Raw genomic sequence first — 22094 nt, 5'->3', positions numbered from 1 at the left:
AGAGGTGCAGTGGCTTACTCGCCCCAGACGTCCTTGAGGACGCTTACCCAGTTTTCGCCCATGATCTTGCGCACCACTCGCTCGGAGTGACCGCGCTTGAGCAGGGTTTCGGTCAGGTTCGGGAACTCGCCCACGGTGCGGATGCCCAGCGGGTTGATGATCTTGCCGAAGCTGGTCAGGCGGCGGGCGTAGCCCTTGTCGTGGGTCAGGTATTCGAAGAAGTCCTGGCCATGGCCCTGGGTGAAGTCGGTGCCGATGCCGATGGCGTCTTCGCCGACGATGTTCATCACGTACTCGATGGCTTCGGCGTAGTCGTCGATGGTCGAGTCGATACCCTTGGCGAGGAATGGCGCGAACATGGTGACGCCGACAAAGCCGCCGTGGTCGGCAATGAACTTGAGTTCTTCATCGGACTTGTTGCGCGGGTGCTCCTTGAGCCCCGACGGCAGGCAGTGGGAGTAGCAGACCGGCTTTTTCGACTCGAGGATGACTTCTTCGGAAGTCTTGGAGCCAACGTGGGACAGGTCGCACATCACGCCAACGCGGTTCATCTCGGCGACGATTTCGCGACCGAAGCCCGACAGGCCGCCATCACGCTCGTAGCAACCGGTGCCCACCAGGTTCTGGGTGTTGTAGCACATCTGCACGATGCCCACGCCGAGCTGCTTGAACACCTCGACATAGCCGATCTGGTCTTCATAGGCATGGGCATTCTGGAAGCCGAAGAGGATGCCGGTCTTGCCCTGCTCCTTGGCCTTGCGGATGTCGGCGGTGGTACGCACCGGCATCACCAGGTCGCTGTTCTCGCGGATCAGCTTCTGGCTCGCGGCAATGTTGTTGACGGTGGCCTGAAAGCCCTCCCACACCGACACGGTGCAGTTGGCTGCGGTCAAACCGCCCTTGCGCATGTCTTCGAACAGTTCACGGTTCCACTTGGCAATAATCAGCCCGTCGATAACGATGCTGTCGGCGTGCAATTCGGCTGGGCTCATCAGGCTGTCCCCTTATTAGCGATTCATGCGCCGAATCGTCTGCCGGCGCTTTGGGGCCAGCATATGCCTCGGTGCCTCGGCGACCGGGTGCAAAAACGACAGGGGGTTTGCCGAAAGCGTCAATCCGCGACAAAGGGTCGTCGCCAGACACAATCAGCGACCTGTTCAAGGCCCTCGGCATGGGCCAGAATTCGCTGCATCACTGGAATAGAGCGGCGACCTGAATGAAATCCATCCTTCTGGCTTTGGCATTGATTGCGACCGGCGTACACGCAGCGGAGGAGTCCGACGACAACCCGTGCGATAAAGTCGAAAACGACGTCCAGACCCTCGAGTGCTCGGCCTTCAGCAAAACCAGCGCCGAAGACCTGCTCAAGGAAAACCTCCAGGGCCTGAACGACCGCATGCAGTCGCAATACGGCAAAAACCCGTCGCAACTGGCCGACATCACCGCCAAGCTCAAGGCCGCCCAACAGCAATGGCTGAAGACCCGGGATGCCGACTGCGCCGTTGAAGCCTTCCCGGCCACGAGTGGCAGCAAGGCTTTCACCATTGCCCAGAACGACTGCATTGCGCGGATGAGTGATGAACGGTCGGAGTTTTTGGAGTCGATTGGGCAGGAATGATCCATTCGCCACTCAACTTGAGCTGTAAGCTGCACGCTTCAGCCAGTAAAGGGATTCAACATGAAAGTCTGCGGCATCGAAATCAAAGGCAGCGAAGCGATCATCGCCGTGGCCACGCTGGACGGTCAGACGCTGAGCCATCTCGCGCTCGCTACCAAGAAAATTGCCCTGGACGATGACGACGAAGCCGCCAACGTCAAAGTGTTCGCCGCTCAGGTCGCTTCGTTTGTCCGTGAGAATTCCATCGACCGCATCGCGATCAAGAAGCGCAGCAAAAAGGGCGAATTCGCCGGTGGGCCGACCACGTTCAAGATCGAAGGGGTTTTCCAGTTACTGGAGAATTGCGATGTAACCTTGCTGTCGCCGCAGACCATCACGGCGCAGTGCAAGAATTTCAATGTCGAGCTGCCGCAGACGCTGAACAAGTATCAGCATGAGGCGTTTAAAGCGGCTTGTTCGGCGCTGTTGAAGAAGTAATACCGCCAAGATCAAAAGACCGCAGCCTTCGGCAGCTCCTACAGGAGGACCCCATGTAGGAGCTGCCAAAGGCTGCGATCTTTTGATTTTACGCTTTAGCGGTACGTCGATCCTCCCGCGGGCATCGCTCATATTTCGCCCGATAACTGCGGGTGAAATACGACGGCGACTCAAACCCGCAGGCAATGCTCACCTCTAGCACGCTCATGTCTGTCTGACGGAGCAGTTGCCGCGCCTTCTCCAGCCTCAGTCGCAGATAGAAATTGCTCGGCGTGTCGTTCAGGTGCAACCGGAACAACCGCTCCAACTGCCGCCGCGTCACCTTGATCGATTCCGCCAGCTCCAGCGTACTCAGCGGCGGTTCGCTGTGCTGTTCCATCTCACCAATCACCTGCACCAGTTTCTTGTTGCTGATGCCATAGCGCGTGGCGACTTCCATGCGTTGGTGGTCTTTGCGCGGGCGGATACGGCCGAGTACAAATTGTTCGCTGACCTGGATCGCCAGTTCCGGGCCATGGGCCTGGGCGATCAAATCCAGCATTAAATCGATGGAGGCGGTGCCGCCAGCGGAGGTGATGCGCCGGCGGTCGATCTCGAACAATTCCTGGGTGACGCTGAGCTGTGGATAAGACTCCTTGAAGGCGTCGATGGCTTCCCAGTGCAGGGTCAGGCGATGGCCGTCGAGCAAACCCGCCTCGGCGAGGATGAAACTGCCGGTGTCGATGGCGCCAAGGGTCACGCCTTCGTTGTCCAGTCGGCGCAACCAATGCTCAAGCGCCGGGGTGGCGAATTTCAGAGGTTCGAAGCCGGCGACCACCAACAAGGTCGCGCCCTTCTTCAGCGGCTCCAGCGCCGCATCGGCGTTGACCGACATACCGTTACTGGCCAGCACTGCCCCGCCATCGGCGCTCAGCACATGCCAGCGATAAAGCTCGCCACGAAAGCGATTGGCGACCCGCAACGGCTCGATGGCCGAGATGAATCCGATGGCCGAGAAACCCGGCATCAACAAGAAGTAGAAATCCTGGGACATGGAGCGCACTCGCTTAGCAGGTAACAAGAGGCCAGGTAACGAGAGGGCGGGCAGCGTGAGGATGTTGATACGCCAGTTGCAAGCGGCTTTCAAGAGCGCAGGTCGCTGCAGTGCAAGAGCTGGTCGCCGCAGTGCGCTTTCATCGGTGCTTTGCTGCGTAACTTGGCATCACCGGCGCATCAGACACCGGAACTCACAATAAACGAACTGCCGAGGAACCTGAGAATGAAACGACTGATCAGCAGCTGTGTTCTTGCACTCAGTGGTACCGCGTTACTGAGCGCCAGTGTCATGGCCGCCGAACCCGCCGCATGCCAGAACGTGCGCATGGGTGTAGTGAACTGGACCGACGTGATCGCCACCAGTGCCATGACCCAGGTATTGCTCGATGGCCTCGGCTACAGCACCAAACAAACCAGCGCCTCCCAGCAAATCATCTTCGCCGGGATCCGCGACCAGCGTCTGGACCTGTTCCTCGGCTACTGGAACCCGCTGATGACCCAGACCATCACCCCGTTCGTCGATGCCAAGCAGGTCAAGGTGCTTGAAGCGCCAAGCCTGCAAGACGCCCGCGCGACACTCGCCGTGCCGACCTACCTCGCCGACAAGGGACTGAAAACCTTCGCTGACATCGCCAAATTCGAAAAAGAACTGGGCGGCAAGATCTACGGCATCGAGCCTGGCTCGGGCGCCAATACCCAGATCAAGGCGATGATCTCCAAGAATCAGTTCGGCCTCGGCAAGTTCCAGCTGGTCGAGTCCAGCGAAGCCGGCATGCTCGCCGCGGTGGACCGCGCCGTGCGTCGCAACGAAGCCGTGGTGTTCTTCGGCTGGGCGCCGCACCCGATGAACGTCAACGTGAAAATGACCTACCTCACCGGCAGCGACGACGCCCTCGGCCCGAACGAAGGCAAGGCAACCGTGTGGACCGTCACCGCGCCGACCTACGCCGAGCAATGCCCGAACATCGGTCGCCTGCTGAGCAACCTGACGTTCACCGCCGAAGACGAGAGCCGGATGATGCAGCCACTGCTGGACCACAAGGACGCTCTCGAGTCGGCCAAACAATGGCTCAAGGATCACCCGCAGGACAAAAAACGCTGGCTTGAAGGCGTCACTACCTTCGATGGCAAACCGGCCGCTGAAAACCTGCAACTGACCAGTAAATAAACCCGAACCCACCACCGTATCGCAGCCCAAACGGGCTGCGAACGGGACCACCACGCCTGGCCAAAACCAAAAACTCGCCTGTAAGGAACCGCCAAATGAACCACGACGTCATCATCACCTGCGCACTCACCGGTGCTGGCGACACGACCGCCAAGAGCCCACACGTGCCGGTCACCCCGAAACAAATCGCGGCTGCCGCCGTGGAAGCCGCCAAGGCCGGTGCCACCGTGGTTCACTGCCATGTACGTGACCCGCAAACCGGCAAGTTCAGCCGTGATGTGGCGCTGTATCGCGAGGTGATGGAGCGTATCCGCGAGGCGGACGTGGACATCATCGTCAACCTCACTGCCGGCATGGGCGGCGACCTGGAAATCGGTGCCGGCGAAAATCCGATGGAATTCGGCCCGAACACCGATCTGGTCGGCCCGCTGACCCGTCTGGCCCACGTCGAAGAACTGCTGCCGGAAATCTGCACCCTCGATTGCGGCACCCTGAACTTCGGCGACGGCGACACCATTTACGTTTCCACCCCGGCCCAGCTGCGCGCTGGTGCCAAACGCATTCAAGAGCTGGGCGTGAAGGCCGAGCTGGAAATCTTCGACACCGGCCACCTGTGGTTCGCCAAGCAGATGATCAAGGAAGGCCTGCTCGACAACCCATTGTTCCAGCTGTGCCTGGGCATCCCGTGGGGCGCCCCGGCGGACACCACCACCATGAAGGCCATGGTCGACAACCTGCCGGCCGACGCGGTCTGGGCCGGCTTTGGTATCGGTCGCATGCAGATGCCGATGGCGGCGCAAGCGGTGTTGCTCGGCGGCAACGTGCGGGTCGGGCTGGAAGACAACCTGTGGCTGGACAAGGGCGTGCTGGCGACCAACGGCCAACTGGTCGAACGCGCCACGGAAATCCTCAGCCGCCTCGGCGCCCGCGTCCTCACTCCCGCTGAAGGCCGCAAGAAAATGGGCCTGACCCAGCGCGGTTAATTCACAACATCTTTCCCCCTGTGGGAGCGAGCTTGCTCGCGATGACATCGGTACATCCGAAGCATCATCTGCGGCAGGAATACCGCCATCGCGAGCAAGCTCGCTCCCACAGTTTTTTTCCGAGCCAAATTCAGGAATTGACCATGAGCTTCATCACCGAAATCAAAACCTTCGCCGCCCTGGGCAGCGGTGTCATCGGCAGCGGCTGGGTGTCCCGCGCCCTCGCCCATGGCCTGGACGTAGTGGCTTGGGATCCGGCACCAGGCGCTGAAGCAGCCCTGCGCAAACGCGTCGCCAACGCCTGGGGCGCACTGGAGAAACAAGGCCTGGCGCCGGGTGCATCGCAGGACCGCCTGCGATTTGTCGCGACCATCGAAGAATGCGTTCGCGACGCTGACTTCATCCAGGAAAGTGCCCCGGAACGCCTTGAGCTGAAACTGGACCTGCACAGCAAAATCAGCGCGGCGGCCAAGCCCAATGCGTTGATCGGCTCCAGCACCTCCGGCCTGCTGCCGAGCGAGTTCTACGAGAGCGCCACGCACCCGGAGCGCTGCGTGGTCGGTCACCCGTTCAACCCGGTTTACCTTCTGCCGCTGGTCGAAGTGGTCGGCGGTAAAAACACCGCGCCCGAAGCCGTGCAAGCGGCGATGAAGGTCTATGAATCCTTGGGGATGCGCCCGTTGCACGTGCGCAAGGAAGTGCCGGGGTTCATCGCCGACCGCCTGCTCGAAGCGCTGTGGCGTGAGGCGCTGCATCTGGTCAACGACGGCGTGGCGACTACCGGTGAAATCGACGATGCGATTCGTTTCGGCGCAGGCTTGCGCTGGTCGTTCATGGGCACCTTCCTGACCTACACCCTGGCCGGTGGTGATGCCGGTATGCGTCACTTCATGGCGCAGTTCGGCCCTGCATTGCAGTTGCCGTGGACCTACCTGCCGGCGCCGGAACTGACCGACAAACTGATCGACGACGTGGTCGAGGGCACCAGCGATCAACTGGGTAAACACAGCATTTCGGCACTGGAGCGCTATCGTGATGACTGCCTGCTGGCAGTGCTGGAGGCGGTGAAGACCACCAAAGAGAAGCATGGGATGGCCTTCAGCGAGTAGACCGTCAGTTGATGGGCCAGCAGGTCTGGCCCCTTCGCGAGCAAGCCCGCTCCCACAGGGGGACGCATTCCAATGTGGGAGCGGGCTTGCTCGCGAAAGCGGTAGCCCAGTCACCACTATTATCGGAACCTGAACCATGCCCACCCTCACCACCTACCAAACCACCATCATCCCCGACTGGGTCGACTACAACGGCCACCTGCGCGACGCCTTCTACCTGCTGATTTTCAGCTACGCCACCGACGCCCTGATGGATCGCCTGGGCCTGGACAGCAACAGCCGGGAAGCCAGCGGCAACTCGTTGTTCACTCTCGAACTGCACCTCAACTACCTGCACGAAGTGAAACTCGACGCCCAAGTCGAAGTGCACACCCAGATCATCGCCCACGACAGCAAACGCCTGCACCTCTATCACAGCCTGCATCTGGTCGGAGATGACAAGGAGCTCGCCGGTAATGAACAGATGCTGCTGCACGTGGATCTCGCCGGACCCCGTTCGGCCCCGTTCAGCGAACAGTCCTTGAATCGGCTGCAAGCCATCGTCGCCGAACAGGCGGACCTGCCAACGCCCGGGTACATTGGCCGAGTGATCGCATTACCCCCAAAAAAATAACAAGGAGATCGCCATGAACACCGCCGCTGCATTTGCCGACTTTCGTACCTATCCGTTGATCAGCGCGCTGACTGGCGTGCAGACATTGGCGGACCGGGTTCTGGTGAAGTGGGCCGACGATCGCGTCAGCCCTTTCCACCATCAATGGCTGCGGGACAACTGCCCGTGCCCGCAATGCGTCTACACCGTGACCCGCGAGCAAGTACTGGAAATCGTCGATGTGGCTCAAGACCTGATGCCTGACGCCGTACACATCGACACCGATGGCAGCCTGTCGGTGGATTGGCAGGATGGCCACGCCAGCCGCTTCGATCCCGGCTGGCTGCGCGCCCACGCCTATGACGATGAATCCCGCGCCGAACGCCTGGCACGCAAGCCCAAAGCCAGGCTCTGGCACAGCGATTTGCAGTTGCCGGTATTCGAATATCAAGCACTGATGAACGACCCGCAGGCGTTGCTGCAATGGCTGCTGGCGGTTCGCGATGTCGGCCTGACCCAGGTTCGTGGCGTGCCTACCGAACCCGGCTCCCTGAAGCTGATCGCGCAACGGATTTCCTTCATCCGCGAGAGCAATTTCGGCGTGCTGTTCAACGTGCAATCGAAGGCCGACGCCGACAGCAACGCCTACACCGCTTTCAACCTGCCGCTGCACAGTGATTTGCCGACCCGAGAGCTGCAACCGGGGCTGCAATTCCTGCATTGCCTGGTCAATGACGCCGAGGGCGGCGAAAGCATATTTGTCGACGGTTTTGCCATCGCCGATGCGCTGCGCCGAGAAGACCCGGAGTCATTCAAAAGCCTTTGCGAAATCCCCGTGGAGTTTCGCAACAAGGACCGCCACAGCGACTACCGCTGCCTCGCGCCGATCATCGCCCTGGATACGTTGGGGCAGGTATCGGAAATCCGCATGGCGAACTTTCTGCGCGGACCGTTCGACACCTCGGTGGAACAGATGCCCAGGCTCTATCACGCCTACCGGCGCTTTATCGCGATGACGCGCGAACCCCGGTTCCGCCTGATGCAGCGGCTCAATCCCGGTGAGCTGTGGTGCTTCGACAACCGCCGCACCCTGCACGCCCGCAACGCCTTCGACCCCGCCACCGGGGCGCGGCACTTCCAGGGTTGCTATGTCGACCGGGATGAGTTGTTGTCGCGGATTCTGGTGTTGCAGCGTTAAGCCTCTAAAAGATCGCAGCCTTCGGCAGCTCCTACAGGTGAAACACGATCCATGTAGGAGCTGCCGAAGGCTGCGATCTTTTGCTTTTCAACCGACCAAAAAAAGCCCCGATCAAGCCGTGACAGGATCGAGGCAGAGGGTACTGTTGAGGAGCTGCCGTGCGAGGGTGACCAAACCTTCGTGAAGCGAGCTGAGGCCAGTGTGCCCACTCCTGCGCACGGCAAGTTAGTCGAAAACGACCTGTTCATAGCCATTGCGGCCATTGCGACAATTCGCCCTTGCCGCTACTGCGTGGCCCTACCAGAATCGAGCCACGACACCGTTCCCTGAAGAAGGATTGCGTCATGATGCACGCCGATTTGATAGACCAGGAAGACCTGTTGGGCCAGCTCAAGTCGTTGGGATTCGAGGTGCCCACCGGCGCCACCGCCGAGCAGGCCTGCGAGTGTGCTGTACGGGGTTTGAACGATGTACGGGCGATGACCCTGCGGACCATGGTCAAGCAGATGTACACCAGCAGCGCGACGATCCTGCCAGCGGTGCGTCAGGCGATCGACAAGCAGTTGTTGCCAGCGTTGGCGGAGTATCAGCAGAGCCACACAGGCCGATAAAAAGCCTTCGCGAGCAAGTCGGATCGCCGCACCGCCGCTCCCACAGTTGAAATGCATTCCAATGTGGGAGCGGGCTTGCTCGCGAAGGCAGCGCCTCGGTTTAAAGCCTTACGCTGGCAAACGTCGACTCATTACGCGCCTGGCTCAGCGCCGACAACGGCCCGGACAACGGCGACAGCACCAAGGCTTGCGGCAACGGCATCATCGCCACTTGCTGGGTAGTGTTGGAGCCTACACGCTCGTCACGCGGCGGAATGCCGAAGTATTCGCGGTAGCACTTGGAGAAGTGCGGCGTGGAAACAAAACCGCACACCGACGCCACTTCGATGATCGACATCGGCGTTTGCTTGAGCAGTTGCCGGGCGCGGATCAGGCGCAGCTTGAGGTAGTAACGCGACGGCGAGCAGTGCAGGTATTTCTGGAACAGACGTTCGAGCTGGCGACGGGATACCGCGACATAGACGGCCAGTTCGTCGAGATCGATCGGCTCTTCGAGGTTGGCCTCCATCAGCGCAACGATTTCCTGCAGTTTTGGCTGATTCGTGCCGAGCATGTGCTTGAGCGGCACACGCTGGTGATCCTGCTCGTTGCGGATGCGCTCGTAGACAAACATCTCCGAAATAGCCGCCGACAGTTCACGGCCGTGATCGCGGCTGATCAGGTGCAGCATCATGTCCAGCGGCGCGGTGCCGCCGGAGCTGGTGAAACGGTTACGGTCGAGGGTGAACAGGCGGGTGCTCATGGCTACACGCGGGAAAGCTTCCTGCATCGCTGCCAGGCATTCCCAGTGCACGCTGCAATCGAAGCCGTCGAGCAGGCCGGCGCAGGCCAGGGCCCAGCTGCCGGTGCACACCGCGCCGAGGCGGCGGGACTGGCGAGCCTGGCTTTGCAGCCATGACACGTGTTCACGGGTCACAGTGCGCTGGATGCCGATACCGCCGCACACGATGACGGTGTCCATTGGCGGGGCTTTGTGCATGGAGGCGTCGGGGGTGATCTGCAGGCCGTCACTGGCCCAGACCTGGCCGCCATCGACGGTGAGGGTGGTCCACCGATACAGCTCGCGACCGGACAACTGGTTGGCCATGCGCAGGGGTTCCACTGCGGAGGCCAGAGAAATCAGCGTGAAATTGTCCAGCAGCAGAAAGCCGATGGATTGAGGCGCACGGTTCTGGGGTTGGGCCCCGGAGTTGAACGTCGTCATCGCGGTATCTCCTCACACAAAGCGGGTGATGGCCTCAGGCGGAGGCTCTTTTTATTGCCATCGTTCTCGCGTGGGAGACGGGCTTTGTAATGACAGAGCAATTGCCATGCCTATTTTTGAATGTGCGTTCAATAACTCCTAAAAACGACGTCGGAATGTGTCTATATATGTCTTGCAAGGCGTGGGGATTTAAATGGCCATCAGGACTGGCAAGCGCCCGGACTCACGAGCGGTGAGCAATTCGGTAGCACTTGTGGGAACGGCGTTGCGCCGCACTGGAAAGGAGTGTCACCGCAGGCACAGGTGACGAGCGGTCGAGGGCTGGTTGGCCCTCGATCAGTGGCAAGACAATTTATCTGTGAGCGACGCGCTAAAAGGAGGCGCGTTTTAATCCGGGTGTTCACTTAGCGCGCAGTTTTGACTGGTCTGGCGCTATCGCGAGCAAGCTCGCTCCCACAGGGATCAAGGTGAACACAATTTTTGTGACCGACGCAAAACCTGTGGGAGCGAGCTTGCTCGCGATGGGGTCGACGCGGTCTCAACACTCCACCGCACTCACCGCCAACCCACCCCGCGATGTCTCCTTATATTTGTCATGCATGTCGGCACCGGTGTCGCGCATGGTGCGGATCACCCGATCCAGCGAAATAAAGTGCTGGCCATCGCCCCGCAACGCCATCTGCGCGGCGTTGATCGCCTTCACCGCAGCAATCGCGTTGCGCTCGATGCACGGCACCTGGACCAGTCCACCCACCGGGTCACAGGTCAGGCCGAGGTTGTGTTCCAGACCGATCTCCGCCGCGTTGCACAGTTGCTCTGGCGTGGCGCCAAGGATTTCCGCCAGCCCGGCGGCCGCCATGGCGCAGGCCGAACCGACTTCGCCCTGGCAACCGACTTCAGCACCGGAGATCGAGGCGTTCTTCTTGCACAGGATGCCTACCGCCGCCGCACCGAGGAAGTAGTCGACGACATTGGCGTCGGTCACGGCCTCGCTGAACTTCATGAAGTAGTGCAGCACCGCCGGAATGATCCCCGCCGCGCCGTTGGTCGGTGCCGTAACCATGCGCCCGCCGGCGGCGTTTTCTTCGTTGACCGCCAGGGCGAACAGGTTGACCCATTCCATGGCGCTCAAGGTCGAGCCAATCACGTTGGGTTTGTTCAGCTCCTGCAGGCTGCGATGCAGCTTGGCCGCGCGGCGGCGCACGTTCAGCCCGCCGGGCAGGATGCCTTCGTGTTTCAGGCCCTGCTCGACGCAATCCTGCATGGCGCGCCAGAGCTTCATCAGGCCGCTGCGGATTTCCTCTTCGCTGCGCCAGACTTTCTCGTTGGCCATCATTAATTCCGCCACGCGCAGGTTGTGCTTCTTGCACAGCTGCAACAGCTCGGCGGCGCTGGAAAAGTCATAAGGAAGTACGGTGCGATCCAGATCCACGACACCGCTGGAAGCTTGTGCCTCATCGACGACAAAACCGCCGCCGACCGAATAGTAGGTGTCGCGATGCAATTCACCGTCATCGCCTTCGACAACCAGGGTCATGGCGTTGGGGTGGAACGGCAGGTTTTCGTCGATCAGGCGCATGTCCCGAGCCCAGACGAACGGCACCGACAGGCGACCGTCGAGCAACAGCGTGTGGGTTTCGCGCAGGGCCTGGATACGGATGCCGATTTGCGACGGATCGATCGCATCCGGCCACTCGCCCATCAGGCCCATGATCACCGCGTTGTCGCTGCCGTGGCCGATGCCGGTGGCCGACAACGAGCCAAACAGCTGGACTTCGACACGCCGCACCTGTTCCAGCAGCCCCCGCTCGCGCAAGCCCTGCACAAACAACGCCGCCGCCCGCATGGGCCCCACGGTGTGCGAACTGGAAGGGCCGATGCCGATTTTGAACAGGTCGAAAACACTGATAGCCATGACTGCCGAACTCCTGAATGGGCCCACTGCGCACGCCAAAGCGCAGGGTGACGGAGCTGCTACGCTGAAGCTGCAATCCGCCGAGATGACCGCATCATCAAGCTTTTATCGTGTTGTTCGACGTCTCTAACCGACGCACTCATGCCCACCAACGCCGCGTGTCTTTTACGCCGTGTTTTCGCCGTTTTTTTGCGGTTCAGAGGGGGAAAAAGGGCTGAAAAAATCTGTAAACGACGTCACCGACACTGGATGCGACCATCCCTGTACTGGATACGACGCGCCCTGTAGGCGTCAGATTTTCACTGGTACATGATCATATCGACTCGATTGCAAGGCGCCGTGGTAGAGCTGTCTCCAGAACGCCATCCAACCGCAACCTATAAGTGCGGTGGTCCAGTCGGAACACTGCCAAAAAAAACACCAAGGAGTCCATCCATGAAAGGTTCCCCGTCGTTGTTGTTGGCCGCCATGCTTAGTCTGCCGGTTCTGGCGCAAGCCGCAGAACCGGCGCAGTGCAATACCGTAAACTTCTCCGATGTCGGCTGGACCGACATCACCGCGACAACCGCGACGACCAGCGTCGTGCTCAACGCCCTCGGCTACAAGACCAAGACCACCATGATTTCCGTGCCCGTGACCTACAAGTCGCTGGCCGACGGCAAGAACATGGACGTGTTCCTGGGGAACTGGATGCCGACCATGGAAAACGACATCAAGGCCTACCGCGATGCCGGCACCGTGGAAACCGTGCGTACCAACCTCAAGGGCGCCAAATACACCCTCGCCGTCCCTCAAGCCCTGTATGACAAGGGGCTGCATGACTTCGCGGACATCGCCAAATTCAAGAAAGAACTCGACGGCAAGATCTACGGCATCGAGCCTGGCAACGACGGCAACCGCCTGATCCAGTCGATGATCGACAAGAACGCCTTCGGCCTCAAGGACGCGGGCTTCAAGGTCGTCGAGTCCAGCGAAGCCGGCATGCTGTCGCAGGTCGACCGCGCGCAGAAACGTGACACCGCCGTGGTGTTCCTGGGTTGGGCGCCGCACCCGATGAACAAGCGTTTCAAGATTCAATACCTGACCGGCGGCGACGATTTCTTCGGCCCCGACTTTGGCGCCGCCACCGTGGCGACCAACACCCGCAAGGGCTACGCCGAGGAATGCAGCAACGTCGGTCAGTTGCTGAAAAACCTGGAGTTCACGGTCGACATGGAAAGCGAACTGATGGGCAACATCCTGGACGACAAGATGAAGCCTGACGCGGCCGCCAAGGCCTGGCTGAAAAAGAATCCACAGGTGCTCGATACCTGGCTCGCTGGCGTGACCACCACTGACGGTAAACCTGGCCTGGAAGCCGTGAAAGCCAAGCTCGCACAGCCTTGAATTAGAGAGCATCGCTTATGCCGGACGGCTCACGCCGTCCGGGCTGTTTATTTCCTTGCATGCGGACGTTCACTACCATGCTGATTGATCAGAAAATACCTCTAGGCCAGTACATCGCGGGCTTCGTTGAATGGTTGACGCAACACGGCGCCAACACCTTCGACGCAATCGCCGTGACACTGGAAACGATGATCCACGGCGTGACGTTTGCGCTGACCTGGTTCAACCCGCTGGCGCTGATCGGCCTGATCGCTCTACTGGCACACTTCATTCAACGCAAATGGGGCCTGACCGCGTTTGTCGTTGCCTCCTTTCTGCTGATCCTCAATCTGGGGTACTGGCAGGAAACCATGGAAACCCTGGCCCAGGTGTTGTTCGCCACCCTGGTCTGCGTGCTCATCGGTGTGCCCCTGGGCATCGTCGCCGCGCACAAGCCGATGTTCTATACTGTAATGCGTCCGGTACTCGATCTGATGCAGACCGTACCGACCTTCGTATACCTCATTCCTACCCTGACCCTCTTTGGTCTGGGTGTGGTCCCGGGCCTGATTTCGACGGTGGTGTTCGCGATTGCCGCGCCCATCCGCCTGACCTACCTGGGTATCCGCGATGTTCCGGAAGAACTGATGGACGCCGGCAAGGCCTTTGGATGCTCCCGGCGTCAGTTGCTCTCGCGAATCGAACTGCCCCACGCCATGCCAAGCATCGCGGCAGGCATCACCCAGTGCATCATGCTGTCTCTTTCGATGGTGGTGATCGCGGCACTGGTGGGCGCCGATGGTTTGGGCAAACCGGTGGTCAACGCACTGAACACTGCTGATATCGCCCTGGGCTTCGAAGCAGGCCTGGCGATCGTACTGCTGGCGATCATGCTCGACCGTATCTGCAAACAACCCGACGCCAAGGTAGGGGGTGACGCATGAGCATTATTCGCTTCGATAACGTTGACGTTATCTTCTCCAAAGATCCACGCGAGGCGCTCAAGCTGCTGGATCAGGGCATGACCCGCAACGAAATCCTGAAAAAGACCGGGCAGATCGTCGGTGTTGAAAAAGCCAGCCTGGATATCGAGAAAGGTGAAATCTGCGTACTGATGGGCCTGTCCGGCTCCGGCAAGTCCAGCCTGCTGCGCTGCATCAACGGCCTGAACACCGTCAGCCGTGGCAAGTTGTTCGTCGAGCACGAAGGCAAGCAGATCGACATCGCCTCCTGCACCCCGGCCGAACTGAAAATGATGCGCACCAAACGCATCGCGATGGTGTTCCAGAAGTTCGCCTTGATGCCCTGGCTGACCGTTCGCGAGAACATCAGCTTTGGCCTGGAAATGCAGGGTCGGCCCGAGAAGGAACGACGCAAACTGGTGGACGACAAGCTTGAGCTGGTGGGCCTGACCCAGTGGCGCAACAAGAAACCCAACGAGCTGTCCGGTGGTATGCAGCAACGCGTGGGCCTGGCCCGTGCCCTGGCGATGGACGCCGACATCCTGCTGATGGACGAACCGTTCTCGGCACTCGACCCGCTGATCCGCCAGGGTCTGCAGGACGAACTGCTGGAACTGCAACGCAAGCTGAGCAAGACCATCGTGTTCGTAAGCCACGACCTCGACGAGGCCCTGAAACTGGGCTCCCGTATCGCGATCATGAAAGACGGCCGGATCATCCAGTACAGCAAGCCGGAAGAAATCGTCCTCAACCCGGCGGACGATTACGTGCGGACCTTCGTGGCCCACACCAACCCGCTGAACGTACTGTGCGGCCGCAGCCTGATGCGCACCCTGGACAACTGCAAGCGCATCAACGGTTCGGTGTGCCTGGATCCAGGCGGTGATTCGTGGCTGGACCTGGCCGAAGGCAACACCATCAAGGGCGCTCGCCAGAACGGGTCTGCACTGGACTTGCAGAACTGGATACCGGGTCAGGCCGTTGAAGGCCTGGGTCGTCGACCAACCCTGGTGGACTCGAACATCGGCATGCGCGATGCGCTGCAGATTCGTTATCAGACCGGCAACAAGCTGGTGCTGCATGACAACAACAAGGTGGTGGGGATTCTGGGCGACAGCGAGCTGTATCACGCACTGCTCGGCAAGAACCTGGGGTAAGGCAACAGACACAAAAACGCCGCGAGAGAATCGCGGCGTTTTTGTTTATGGGGTATCGGGTAATGCAGCGTTGATGCTGATGACCCCTTCGCGGGCGAGCCCGCTCCCATATGTACGGTGAACAACCTGTGGGAGCGAGCTTGCTCGCGATGAGGGCTTAACATTCAACATGAGTGTTGACTGTCCCTCCGCTATCGCGAGCAAGCTCGCTCCCACAGGGATTGCGGTGCATTCCGTACACCGCAGACCCAAGCTTTAGCTGTAAACCCGGCCAAGGAGCTGCCGATGGCTTTCAAACTGATCGAGCACGTCACGGGTGATCTGATCCTGGGTGAAACCCATCAAGTCGTAGTCCTGGCTACCGTTATGCAGGTAAACCTCGGCGCGATAGAAGCGCTGACGCGCCTCATCCGACTGTGCCGATTCAGTCGGCGTAGCCAGGTAGCCATCCAGGCTCACTTCGTAGACAAACGGGTTGCCCTCTTCCATCTCGACGCGCACGCCCATGCAACGCTTGGACTTGCCCAGCAGCGTCTGAACCTGCAGGCCTTGAGCACGCATTTGCGCCGTCGCATCTTCCAGCGCCGGGCTCACTTGCTTGTCCATGAAGCGCTGCACTACCGACTGGCTCGGCTGCAGGTCCAACTGGGTCAAACGCTCGCTGAAACCACGACGACCGCGCGCCGCCAGCTCCGCTTGCTCCTGTTCGATCTGCACGTCCTGGCGCATGGCCTTGTGCAAGCCGAACATGAAGAACACCAGCACCACCGAGAACGGCAGACCGGCCAGCACCACCATGGTTTGCATGGCTTCGAAGTTACCGGCGAACAGCAGGCCGATGGTCACCAGGGTGATCACCGCCGACCAGAAGATCCGCAGCCAGTGCGGCGCGTCTTCATCGACGGTACCGCCCTTGCACGACAGGTTGGCCATCATCACCGCGCCGGAATCCGCCGGGGTCAGGAACAGCACGAAACCAACGAAAATCGATACGCCGATCACCACCTTCGACGCCGGGTAATGCTCAAGCAACTGGTAGATCGCCATGGATGGCTGTTCCAGCGCCGTTTTTCCAAGCTCCACCGCCCCATGGTTCATCACCAGGTCCAGGGCCGAGTTACCGAAGATCGACAGCCACGCCAAAGTGAAGCCCAGCGGAATCAGCAGTACGCCGGCCACCAGTTCACGCACCGTGCGACCACGGGAAATACGTGCGATGAACATGCCCACGAATGGTGCCCAGGAAATCCACCAGGCCCAGTAGAACAGGGTCCACAGGCCCAACCAGCGGTCGGACTTCTCGGCGTCGCCTTCATACACATAGAGGTCGAAGGTCTTCAGCACCACGCCGTTCAGGTAGTCGCCGACGTTCTGCACGAAGCCGTTGAGCAGGTGCAGGGTCGGGCCGAACAGCAGGACGAAAATCAGCAGGCCGCTGAACAGCACGATGTTCAGGTTGGACAGACGACGGATGCCGTTTTCCACGCCCGACACAGCGGCGATGGTCGCCACGGTGCTCATCACGATGATCACGATCAGCAGGTTGGTGTTGCTGTGCTCCATGCCGAACAGGTTTTCAAGGCCCGACGACACTTGCAGCGAACCAATCCCCAGGTTGGTCACCAGACCCAGCAGGGTCACGAACATGCCGAAGCCGTCCACCGCGTGACCGGCCGCGCCCTTGACCCAGCGCTCACCCACCAGCGGATACAGTGCCGAACGCAATGCCAGCGGCTGGTTATGGCGGTAGGCAAAGTACGCCACCGCCAAACCGACCAGCGCGTAAATCGCCCAGCCGTGCAGGCCCCAATGCAGGAACGTCAGTTGTACTGCCTGACGTGCCGCGAGGTTACTGCCAGCCACGCCTTCCGGCGGGTTGAAGTAGTGGTCCAGCGGTTCGGACGCGCCGAAATACAACAACGAGATGCCGATACCCGAGGAGAACAGCATCCCCGCCCAGGCGCCGTAGCTGAAGTCCGGGGTGTCGTCCTTGCTGCCCAGCTTGAGTTTGCCGTAGGACGAAAACGCCAGGCCGACGACGAAAATCAGATAGGCGGCAATCACCACCATGTAGTACCAGCCGAAGCTGCGGGACAACCAGGCTTGCGCCGTACCCAGCATTCTGCCGGCCTCTTGCGGGGCGATGATCAGAATGGCGGTCAACAACAGAATCAACGCGGTCGAGGTGTAGAACACCCAACCGTTGACCGACACCTTCTGCGGTGGGGTCTTTATTAGCGAGGCAGAACTCATGGCACAGATGCTCCGGGCAGTGCGAGAGAAGAACGCAAGGCAAACGAGTTACCCGACCAATCGGTTAGTGGGCAGCCGACCGGCGGGTGATATAAAGACACCCCGAAAAAAGCCCGAAACCCCTGGAGCGCCACAGCGCGTAGGTTTCGAGCAGTTTCGGAAGTCATTTTTTCCGCCGCTACATGTTGGGAAAATCTGTAGGCAGCGACGATTTGTCGCAGATCTTATTCTTTGTTGATTGAACGTTCAATCAAAACAAAATAGACTGGCCCTCAAGCCGGTAGTCGTTTGACGTCTGCCGGAAGGCCTAAGGAGATGTGCAAGATGCCCAAGGTCGGTATGCAACCCATCCGTCGCCAACAGTTGATCGAAGCCACATTGCTGGCGGTCGACCAGGTCGGAATGGGGGACGCCAGCATTGCGCTGATCGCCCGTTTGGCCGGTGTCTCGAATGGCATCATCAGTCATTACTTTCAGGACAAGAACGGCCTGATCGCTGCCACGGCGCAGTACCTGATGAGTGTCCTCAGCGAGAACGTCACCGCACGCCGTCAGGCGCTGACAGATGCAAGCCCGCGGGCGCATCTGCAGGTGATCATCGAAGGCAACTTCGACGCCAGCCAGGTCAATGGCCCGGCAATGAAAACCTGGCTGGCCTTCTGGGCCACCAGCATGCACCACCCGTCTTTGCACAGGTTGCAGCGGATCAACGATCACCGTCTGTATTCCAACCTGTGCTGCCAGTTCCGCCGCGTACTGCCGCTCGACGATGCGCGCAGTGCAGCCCGTGGCCTGGCAGCCCTCATTGACGGTTTGTGGTTGCGCGGCGCGCTGTCGGGAGATGCTTTCGACACCGGGCAGGCGCACCAGATCGCTTACGAATACATGGATTTCCAACTGGCCAAGCAGGTGAGTTAGAGCACACAGAACGCTCAACCACCGGACCGCGCCAATCACTGATGCACTTGCGAGGACTTTATGGCCCGTTTCGAACTGCAAAAACTCTACATCGATGGCGCTTACTCTGACGCCAGCAGCGACGCCACTTTCGAAGCCATCAACCCGGCTAACGGTGAAGTCCTCGCAAAAGTACAACGTGCCACCTTCGATGACGTCGAGCGCGCCGTCGTCAGCGCCGAAAAGGGCCAGAAAATCTGGGCTGCCATGACCGCCATGGAGCGTTCGCGCATCCTGCGTCGCGCCGTGGAAATCCTGCGTGAGCGCAACGACGAACTGGCCGCCCTGGAAACCCTGGACACCGGCAAGTCGTACTCCGAAACCCGCTACGTTGACATCGTCACCGGCGCTGATGTGCTGGAGTACTACGCAGGCCTGGTTCCGGCCATCGAAGGCGAGCAGATTCCGCTGCGCACCACCTCGTTCGTCTACACCCGTCGCGAGCCGCTGGGCGTCGTGGCCGGTATCGGCGCGTGGAACTACCCGATCCAGATCGCCCTGTGGAAATCCGCGCCAGCCCTGGCGGCCGGTAACGCGATGATCTTCAAGCCAAGCGAAGTCACCTCGCTGACCACCCTGAAACTGGCCGAGATCTACACCGAAGCCGGCGTGCCAAACGGCGTGTTCAACGTCCTGACCGGCAGCGGCCGTGAAGTCGGCACCTGGCTGACCGAGCACCCGCGCATCGAGAAAGTCTCGTTCACCGGCGGCACCGACACCGGCAAGAAAGTCATGGCCAGCGCTTCGAGCTCTTCGCTCAAGGAAGTGACCATGGAACTGGGCGGCAAGTCGCCGCTGATCATCTGTGACGACGCCGACCTCGATCGCGCTGCCGACACCGCGATGATGGCCAACTTCTACAGCTCCGGTCAGGTGTGCACCAACGGCACCCGCGTGTTCGTACCGGCCCACCTGAAAGCTGCTTTCGAAGCCAAGATCGTTGAGCGCGTTGCGCGCATCCGCGTCGGCAACCCTGAAGACGAAAACACCAACTTCGGCCCATTGGTCAGCTTCGCCCACATGGAAAACGTGCTGGGCTACATCGCCAAGGGCAAGGAAGAAGGTGCCCGCGTACTGTGCGGCGGCGAGCGCCTGACCGACGGCGACTTCGCCAAAGGCGCCTTCGTGGCCCCGACCGTGTTCACCGACTGCACCGACGACATGACCATCGTCCGTGAAGAAATCTTTGGCCCGGTGATGGCGATCCTCACCTACGAAACCGAAGAAGAAGTGATCCGTCGCGCCAACGACACCGAATTCGGCCTGGCCGCCGGTATCGTCACCCGCGACCTGAACCGCGCGCACCGCGTGATTCACCAACTGGAAGCCGGTATCTGCTGGATCAACGCCTGGGGCGAGTCCGACGCGAAGATGCCGGTTGGCGGCTACAAGCAGTCGGGTGTCGGCCGTGAGAACGGCATCAGCTCGCTGAACAACTTCACCCGCATCAAATCGGTACAGGTCGAGCTGGGCGATTACGTCTCGGTGTTCTAAGCACTGCGAGGTCTCTGTGGCGAGGGGGCTTGCCCCCGTTGGGCTGCGAAGCAGCCCCCTCTCCAGACACCGCAAGTCTTCAGATAGAAAGCAGTCGCAGATTTTACGACTGCTGCGCAGCCGAACGGGGGCAAGCCCCCTCGCCACAGGTTGCGCGGCGTCCAGGCGACAGGCGACCTGAACCAACTTCAAAGAGGGTGCATTCAATGTCCCAAGAATTCGACTACATCATCATCGGTGCCGGCTCGGCCGGTAACACCCTGGCGACCCGTCTGACCGAAGACGCCGGCGTCACCGTCCTGCTGCTCGAAGCGGGCGGCCCGGACTACCGTTTCGACTTCCGCACGCAAATGCCGGCCGCCCTGGCGTTCCCGCTACAAGGCCGTCGCTACAACTGGGCCTACGAAACCGATCCTGAGCCACACATGGACGGTCGTCGCATGGAGTGCGGTCGCGGCAAGGGCCTGGGCGGTTCTTCGCTGATCAACGGCATGTGCTACATCCGCGGCAACGCCATGGACTACGACGGCTGGGCGAAACTGCCAGGCCTGGAAGACTGGTCGTACCTGGACTGCCTGCCCTATTTCCGCAAGGCGGAAACCCGTGACATCGGCCCTAACGACTACCACGGTGGCGAAGGCCCGGTCAGCGTGACCACGCCGAAAGCCGGCAACAACCCGCTGTTCCACGCCATGGTTGAAGCCGGCGTGCAGGCCGGCTACCCGCGCACCGAAGACTTGAACGGCTACCAGCAGGAAGGCTTCGGCCCGATGGACCGCACCGTGACACCGAAAGGTCGTCGTGCCTCCACCGCCCGTGGTTACCTGGACGTGGCCAAGAAGCGTTCGACCCTGACCATCGTCACCCACGCCCTGACCGACAAGATCCTGTTCGAAGGCAAGCGTGCGGTCGGCGTGCGTTACCTGGTGGGCGACGCTGAAGAGCGCGTTGAAGTCAAAGCACGCAAGGAAGTACTGCTGTGCTCCGGCGCCATCGCTTCGCCGCAGATCCTGCAACGCTCCGGCGTCGGCCCGGCCGAACTGCTGAACAAGCTCGACATTCCAGTGGTCCACGACCTGCCGGGCGTCGGTGAAAACCTGCAGGACCACCTTGAGCTGTACCTGCAATACGCTTGTACCCAACCGGTCTCGCTGTACCCGTCGCTGCTCTTGCACAACCAGCCGGCCATCGGCGCCGAGTGGCTGTTCAACGGCACCGGCATCGGCGCCAGCAACCAGTTCGAAGCCGGCGGTTTCATCCGCACCCGTCCGGAATTCGAATGGCCGAACATCCAGTACCACTTCCTGCCGGTAGCGATTAACTACAACGGCAGCAACGGCGTGAAAGAGCACGGCTTCCAGGCGCACATGGGCTCCATGCGTTCGCCAAGCCGTGGGCGCATCCAGGCCAAGTCCAAGGACCCACGCCAGCACCCAAGCATCCTGTTCAACTACATGGCCACCGAGCAGGACTGGCAGGAATTTCGCGACGGCATCCGCCTGACCCGTGAAATCATGCAACAGCCGGCGCTGGACGCCTTCCGTGGTCGCGAGATCAGTCCGGGCATCGAGGTGCAAACCGACGAGCAACTGGACAAGTTCATCCGCGAACACGCCGAAACCGCGTTCCACCCGTCCTGCTCGTGCAAGATGGGCACCGACGAGATGGCCGTGGTCGATGGCGAAGGTCGCGTGCATGGCATGCAAGGCCTGCGCGTGGTCGATGCCTCGATCATGCCGATCATCACCACCGGCAACCTGAACGCACCAACGATCATGATGGCCGAGAAAATCGCCGACAAGATCCGTGGTCGCAAGCCATTGCCGCGCAGCACAGCCACTTACTATGTGGCCGGTGAAGCGCCGGTGAAGGGCAAGCCGGTGCGGGAAGTGAGCCAGATCGCTTAAGGCATAACACCGCGGTACGGCTATTCGCGAGCAGGCTCGCTCCCACATTTGATCTGTTTACGACTCAGATCCTTTGTGGGAGCGAGCCT

The 22094-nt window shown here is 60.5% G+C and carries 19 protein-coding genes; 14 read left to right on the top strand and 5 right to left on the bottom strand.

From position 1 onward, the window contains the following. Nucleotides 1-14 precede the first annotated feature (14 nt). On the bottom strand, nt 15-992 hold the full coding sequence (locus AC07YV_RS19360; protein ID WP_007975504.1) for a dipeptidase: 978 nt from the start codon (nt 990-992) through the stop codon (nt 15-17). A 224-nt stretch (nt 993-1216) separates the two neighbouring features. On the opposite strand from AC07YV_RS19360, the gene AC07YV_RS19355 reads away from it, so the two are divergent. Both AC07YV_RS19355 and AC07YV_RS19350 read left to right on the top strand, forming a co-directional pair. Next, complete coding sequence (locus AC07YV_RS19355; RefSeq protein WP_102700691.1) at nt 1217-1618, top strand: lysozyme inhibitor LprI family protein; 402 nt, start codon at nt 1217-1219, stop codon at nt 1616-1618. A gap of 60 nt (nt 1619-1678) precedes the next feature. Beyond that, nucleotides 1679-2095, top strand: a complete 417-nt coding sequence (locus AC07YV_RS19350; protein WP_102700690.1) for a DUF3010 family protein — start codon at nt 1679-1681, stop codon at nt 2093-2095. 88 nt (nt 2096-2183) lie between these two features. Here AC07YV_RS19350 and AC07YV_RS19345 read toward each other — a convergent pair whose 3' ends face one another. After that, nucleotides 2184-3128, bottom strand: coding sequence for a GlxA family transcriptional regulator (locus AC07YV_RS19345; protein ID WP_102700689.1), 945 nt, complete (start codon nt 3126-3128; stop codon nt 2184-2186). 225 nt (nt 3129-3353) lie between these two features. On the opposite strand from AC07YV_RS19345, the gene AC07YV_RS19340 reads away from it, so the two are divergent. The 6 genes from AC07YV_RS19340 to AC07YV_RS19315 all read left to right on the top strand — a co-directional run bounded on the left by AC07YV_RS19340 (nt 3354) and on the right by AC07YV_RS19315 (nt 8791). Then, nucleotides 3354-4298, top strand: coding sequence for a choline ABC transporter substrate-binding protein (locus AC07YV_RS19340; RefSeq protein ID WP_007975498.1), 945 nt, complete (start codon nt 3354-3356; stop codon nt 4296-4298). A 95-nt stretch (nt 4299-4393) separates the two neighbouring features. Beyond that, nucleotides 4394-5281, top strand: coding sequence for a 3-dehydrocarnitine:acetyl-CoA trimethylamine transferase CdhC (gene cdhC / locus AC07YV_RS19335; protein ID WP_008019488.1), 888 nt, complete (start codon nt 4394-4396; stop codon nt 5279-5281). A 143-nt stretch (nt 5282-5424) separates the two neighbouring features. Beyond that, nucleotides 5425-6390, top strand: coding sequence for an L-carnitine dehydrogenase (locus AC07YV_RS19330; RefSeq protein ID WP_102700688.1), 966 nt, complete (start codon nt 5425-5427; stop codon nt 6388-6390). Nucleotides 6391-6526: 136 nt separating this feature from the next. Next, entirely contained in the window at nt 6527-7003 is a 477-nt protein-coding gene (locus AC07YV_RS19325; protein WP_102700687.1) for a thioesterase family protein, read from the top strand. Between the two features lie 13 nt (nt 7004-7016). Next, nucleotides 7017-8180 carry a gamma-butyrobetaine dioxygenase gene (locus AC07YV_RS19320; RefSeq protein WP_102700686.1) on the top strand — a complete coding sequence of 388 codons (1164 nt, stop codon included), beginning with the start codon at nt 7017-7019 and terminating at the stop codon, nt 8178-8180. A 344-nt stretch (nt 8181-8524) separates the two neighbouring features. After that, on the top strand, nt 8525-8791 hold the full coding sequence (locus AC07YV_RS19315; protein WP_007995656.1) for a hypothetical protein: 267 nt from the start codon (nt 8525-8527) through the stop codon (nt 8789-8791). Nucleotides 8792-8891: 100 nt separating this feature from the next. Here AC07YV_RS19315 and gbdR read toward each other — a convergent pair whose 3' ends face one another. Together gbdR and AC07YV_RS19305 are read right to left on the bottom strand one after the other, a co-directional pair. Further along, a complete protein-coding gene (gene gbdR / locus AC07YV_RS19310) occupies nt 8892-9995 on the bottom strand; it encodes a choline metabolism transcriptional regulator GbdR (RefSeq protein ID WP_007975492.1) in 1104 nt (367 codons plus the stop codon). 538 nt (nt 9996-10533) lie between these two features. Further along, entirely contained in the window at nt 10534-11910 is a 1377-nt protein-coding gene (locus AC07YV_RS19305) for an L-serine ammonia-lyase (RefSeq protein WP_007975491.1), read from the bottom strand. Nucleotides 11911-12345: 435 nt separating this feature from the next. Between AC07YV_RS19305 and AC07YV_RS19300 the strand changes: the two genes are divergently transcribed. The 3 genes from AC07YV_RS19300 to choV all read left to right on the top strand — a co-directional run bounded on the left by AC07YV_RS19300 (nt 12346) and on the right by choV (nt 15394). Continuing rightward, nucleotides 12346-13296: a choline ABC transporter substrate-binding protein gene (locus AC07YV_RS19300; protein ID WP_102700685.1), complete on the top strand. Its 951-nt coding sequence runs from the start codon at nt 12346-12348 to the stop codon at nt 13294-13296. A gap of 77 nt (nt 13297-13373) precedes the next feature. Next, nucleotides 13374-14219: a choline ABC transporter permease subunit gene (gene choW / locus AC07YV_RS19295; RefSeq protein WP_102700684.1), complete on the top strand. Its 846-nt coding sequence runs from the start codon at nt 13374-13376 to the stop codon at nt 14217-14219. Beyond that, nucleotides 14216-15394: a choline ABC transporter ATP-binding protein gene (gene choV, locus AC07YV_RS19290; RefSeq protein WP_007975488.1), complete on the top strand. Its 1179-nt coding sequence runs from the start codon at nt 14216-14218 to the stop codon at nt 15392-15394. Before choW ends, choV begins: the two co-directional genes overlap by 4 nt. A gap of 255 nt (nt 15395-15649) precedes the next feature. Here the strand turns inward: choV and AC07YV_RS19285 are convergent, their stop codons facing one another. Continuing rightward, the gene (locus AC07YV_RS19285) at nt 15650-17590 is read right to left on the bottom strand and encodes a BCCT family transporter (RefSeq protein WP_240629017.1); all 1941 of its coding nucleotides are present in this window, start codon (nt 17588-17590) and stop codon (nt 15650-15652) included. Between the two features lie 381 nt (nt 17591-17971). On the opposite strand from AC07YV_RS19285, the gene betI reads away from it, so the two are divergent. The 3 genes from betI to betA all read left to right on the top strand — a co-directional run bounded on the left by betI (nt 17972) and on the right by betA (nt 22005). Further along, nucleotides 17972-18565 (top strand): transcriptional regulator BetI, encoded by a 594-nt coding sequence (betI, locus tag AC07YV_RS19280; protein ID WP_007975486.1) that lies wholly within the window; start codon nt 17972-17974, stop codon nt 18563-18565. A 60-nt stretch (nt 18566-18625) separates the two neighbouring features. Beyond that, entirely contained in the window at nt 18626-20098 is a 1473-nt protein-coding gene (gene betB, locus AC07YV_RS19275; RefSeq protein ID WP_102700682.1) for a betaine-aldehyde dehydrogenase, read from the top strand. Nucleotides 20099-20304: 206 nt separating this feature from the next. Beyond that, nucleotides 20305-22005: a choline dehydrogenase gene (betA, locus tag AC07YV_RS19270; protein WP_102700681.1), complete on the top strand. Its 1701-nt coding sequence runs from the start codon at nt 20305-20307 to the stop codon at nt 22003-22005. Nucleotides 22006-22094: the final 89 nt, after the last annotated feature.

The organism is Pseudomonas sp. GW456-E7, assembly GCF_059424105.1.
This window is presented reverse-complemented; position numbering and strand designations above follow the sequence as displayed.

Bases quoted from the DNA above. Each gene is read 5' to 3' on its own strand.
- AC07YV_RS19330 (WP_102700688.1), top strand. From the start codon at position 5,425: ATGAGCTTCATCACCGAAATCAAAACCTTCGCCGCCCTGGGCAGCGGT.
- AC07YV_RS19325 (WP_102700687.1), top strand. From the start codon at position 6,527: ATGCCCACCCTCACCACCTACCAAACCACCATCATCCCCGACTGGGTC.
- choV (WP_007975488.1), top strand. From the start codon at position 14,216: ATGAGCATTATTCGCTTCGATAACGTTGACGTTATCTTCTCCAAAGAT.
- AC07YV_RS19305 (WP_007975491.1), bottom strand. From the start codon at position 11,910: ATGGCTATCAGTGTTTTCGACCTGTTCAAAATCGGCATCGGCCCTTCC.
- AC07YV_RS19320 (WP_102700686.1), top strand. From the start codon at position 7,017: ATGAACACCGCCGCTGCATTTGCCGACTTTCGTACCTATCCGTTGATC.
- AC07YV_RS19340 (WP_007975498.1), top strand. From the start codon at position 3,354: ATGAAACGACTGATCAGCAGCTGTGTTCTTGCACTCAGTGGTACCGCG.
- AC07YV_RS19360 (WP_007975504.1), bottom strand. From the start codon at position 992: ATGAGCCCAGCCGAATTGCACGCCGACAGCATCGTTATCGACGGGCTG.
- AC07YV_RS19350 (WP_102700690.1), top strand. From the start codon at position 1,679: ATGAAAGTCTGCGGCATCGAAATCAAAGGCAGCGAAGCGATCATCGCC.
- AC07YV_RS19300 (WP_102700685.1), top strand. From the start codon at position 12,346: ATGAAAGGTTCCCCGTCGTTGTTGTTGGCCGCCATGCTTAGTCTGCCG.
- betB (WP_102700682.1), top strand. From the start codon at position 18,626: ATGGCCCGTTTCGAACTGCAAAAACTCTACATCGATGGCGCTTACTCT.
- betI (WP_007975486.1), top strand. From the start codon at position 17,972: ATGCCCAAGGTCGGTATGCAACCCATCCGTCGCCAACAGTTGATCGAA.
- choW (WP_102700684.1), top strand. From the start codon at position 13,374: ATGCTGATTGATCAGAAAATACCTCTAGGCCAGTACATCGCGGGCTTC.
- AC07YV_RS19315 (WP_007995656.1), top strand. From the start codon at position 8,525: ATGATGCACGCCGATTTGATAGACCAGGAAGACCTGTTGGGCCAGCTC.
- betA (WP_102700681.1), top strand. From the start codon at position 20,305: ATGTCCCAAGAATTCGACTACATCATCATCGGTGCCGGCTCGGCCGGT.
- AC07YV_RS19345 (WP_102700689.1), bottom strand. From the start codon at position 3,128: ATGTCCCAGGATTTCTACTTCTTGTTGATGCCGGGTTTCTCGGCCATC.
- gbdR (WP_007975492.1), bottom strand. From the start codon at position 9,995: ATGACGACGTTCAACTCCGGGGCCCAACCCCAGAACCGTGCGCCTCAA.
- AC07YV_RS19355 (WP_102700691.1), top strand. From the start codon at position 1,217: ATGAAATCCATCCTTCTGGCTTTGGCATTGATTGCGACCGGCGTACAC.
- cdhC (WP_008019488.1), top strand. From the start codon at position 4,394: ATGAACCACGACGTCATCATCACCTGCGCACTCACCGGTGCTGGCGAC.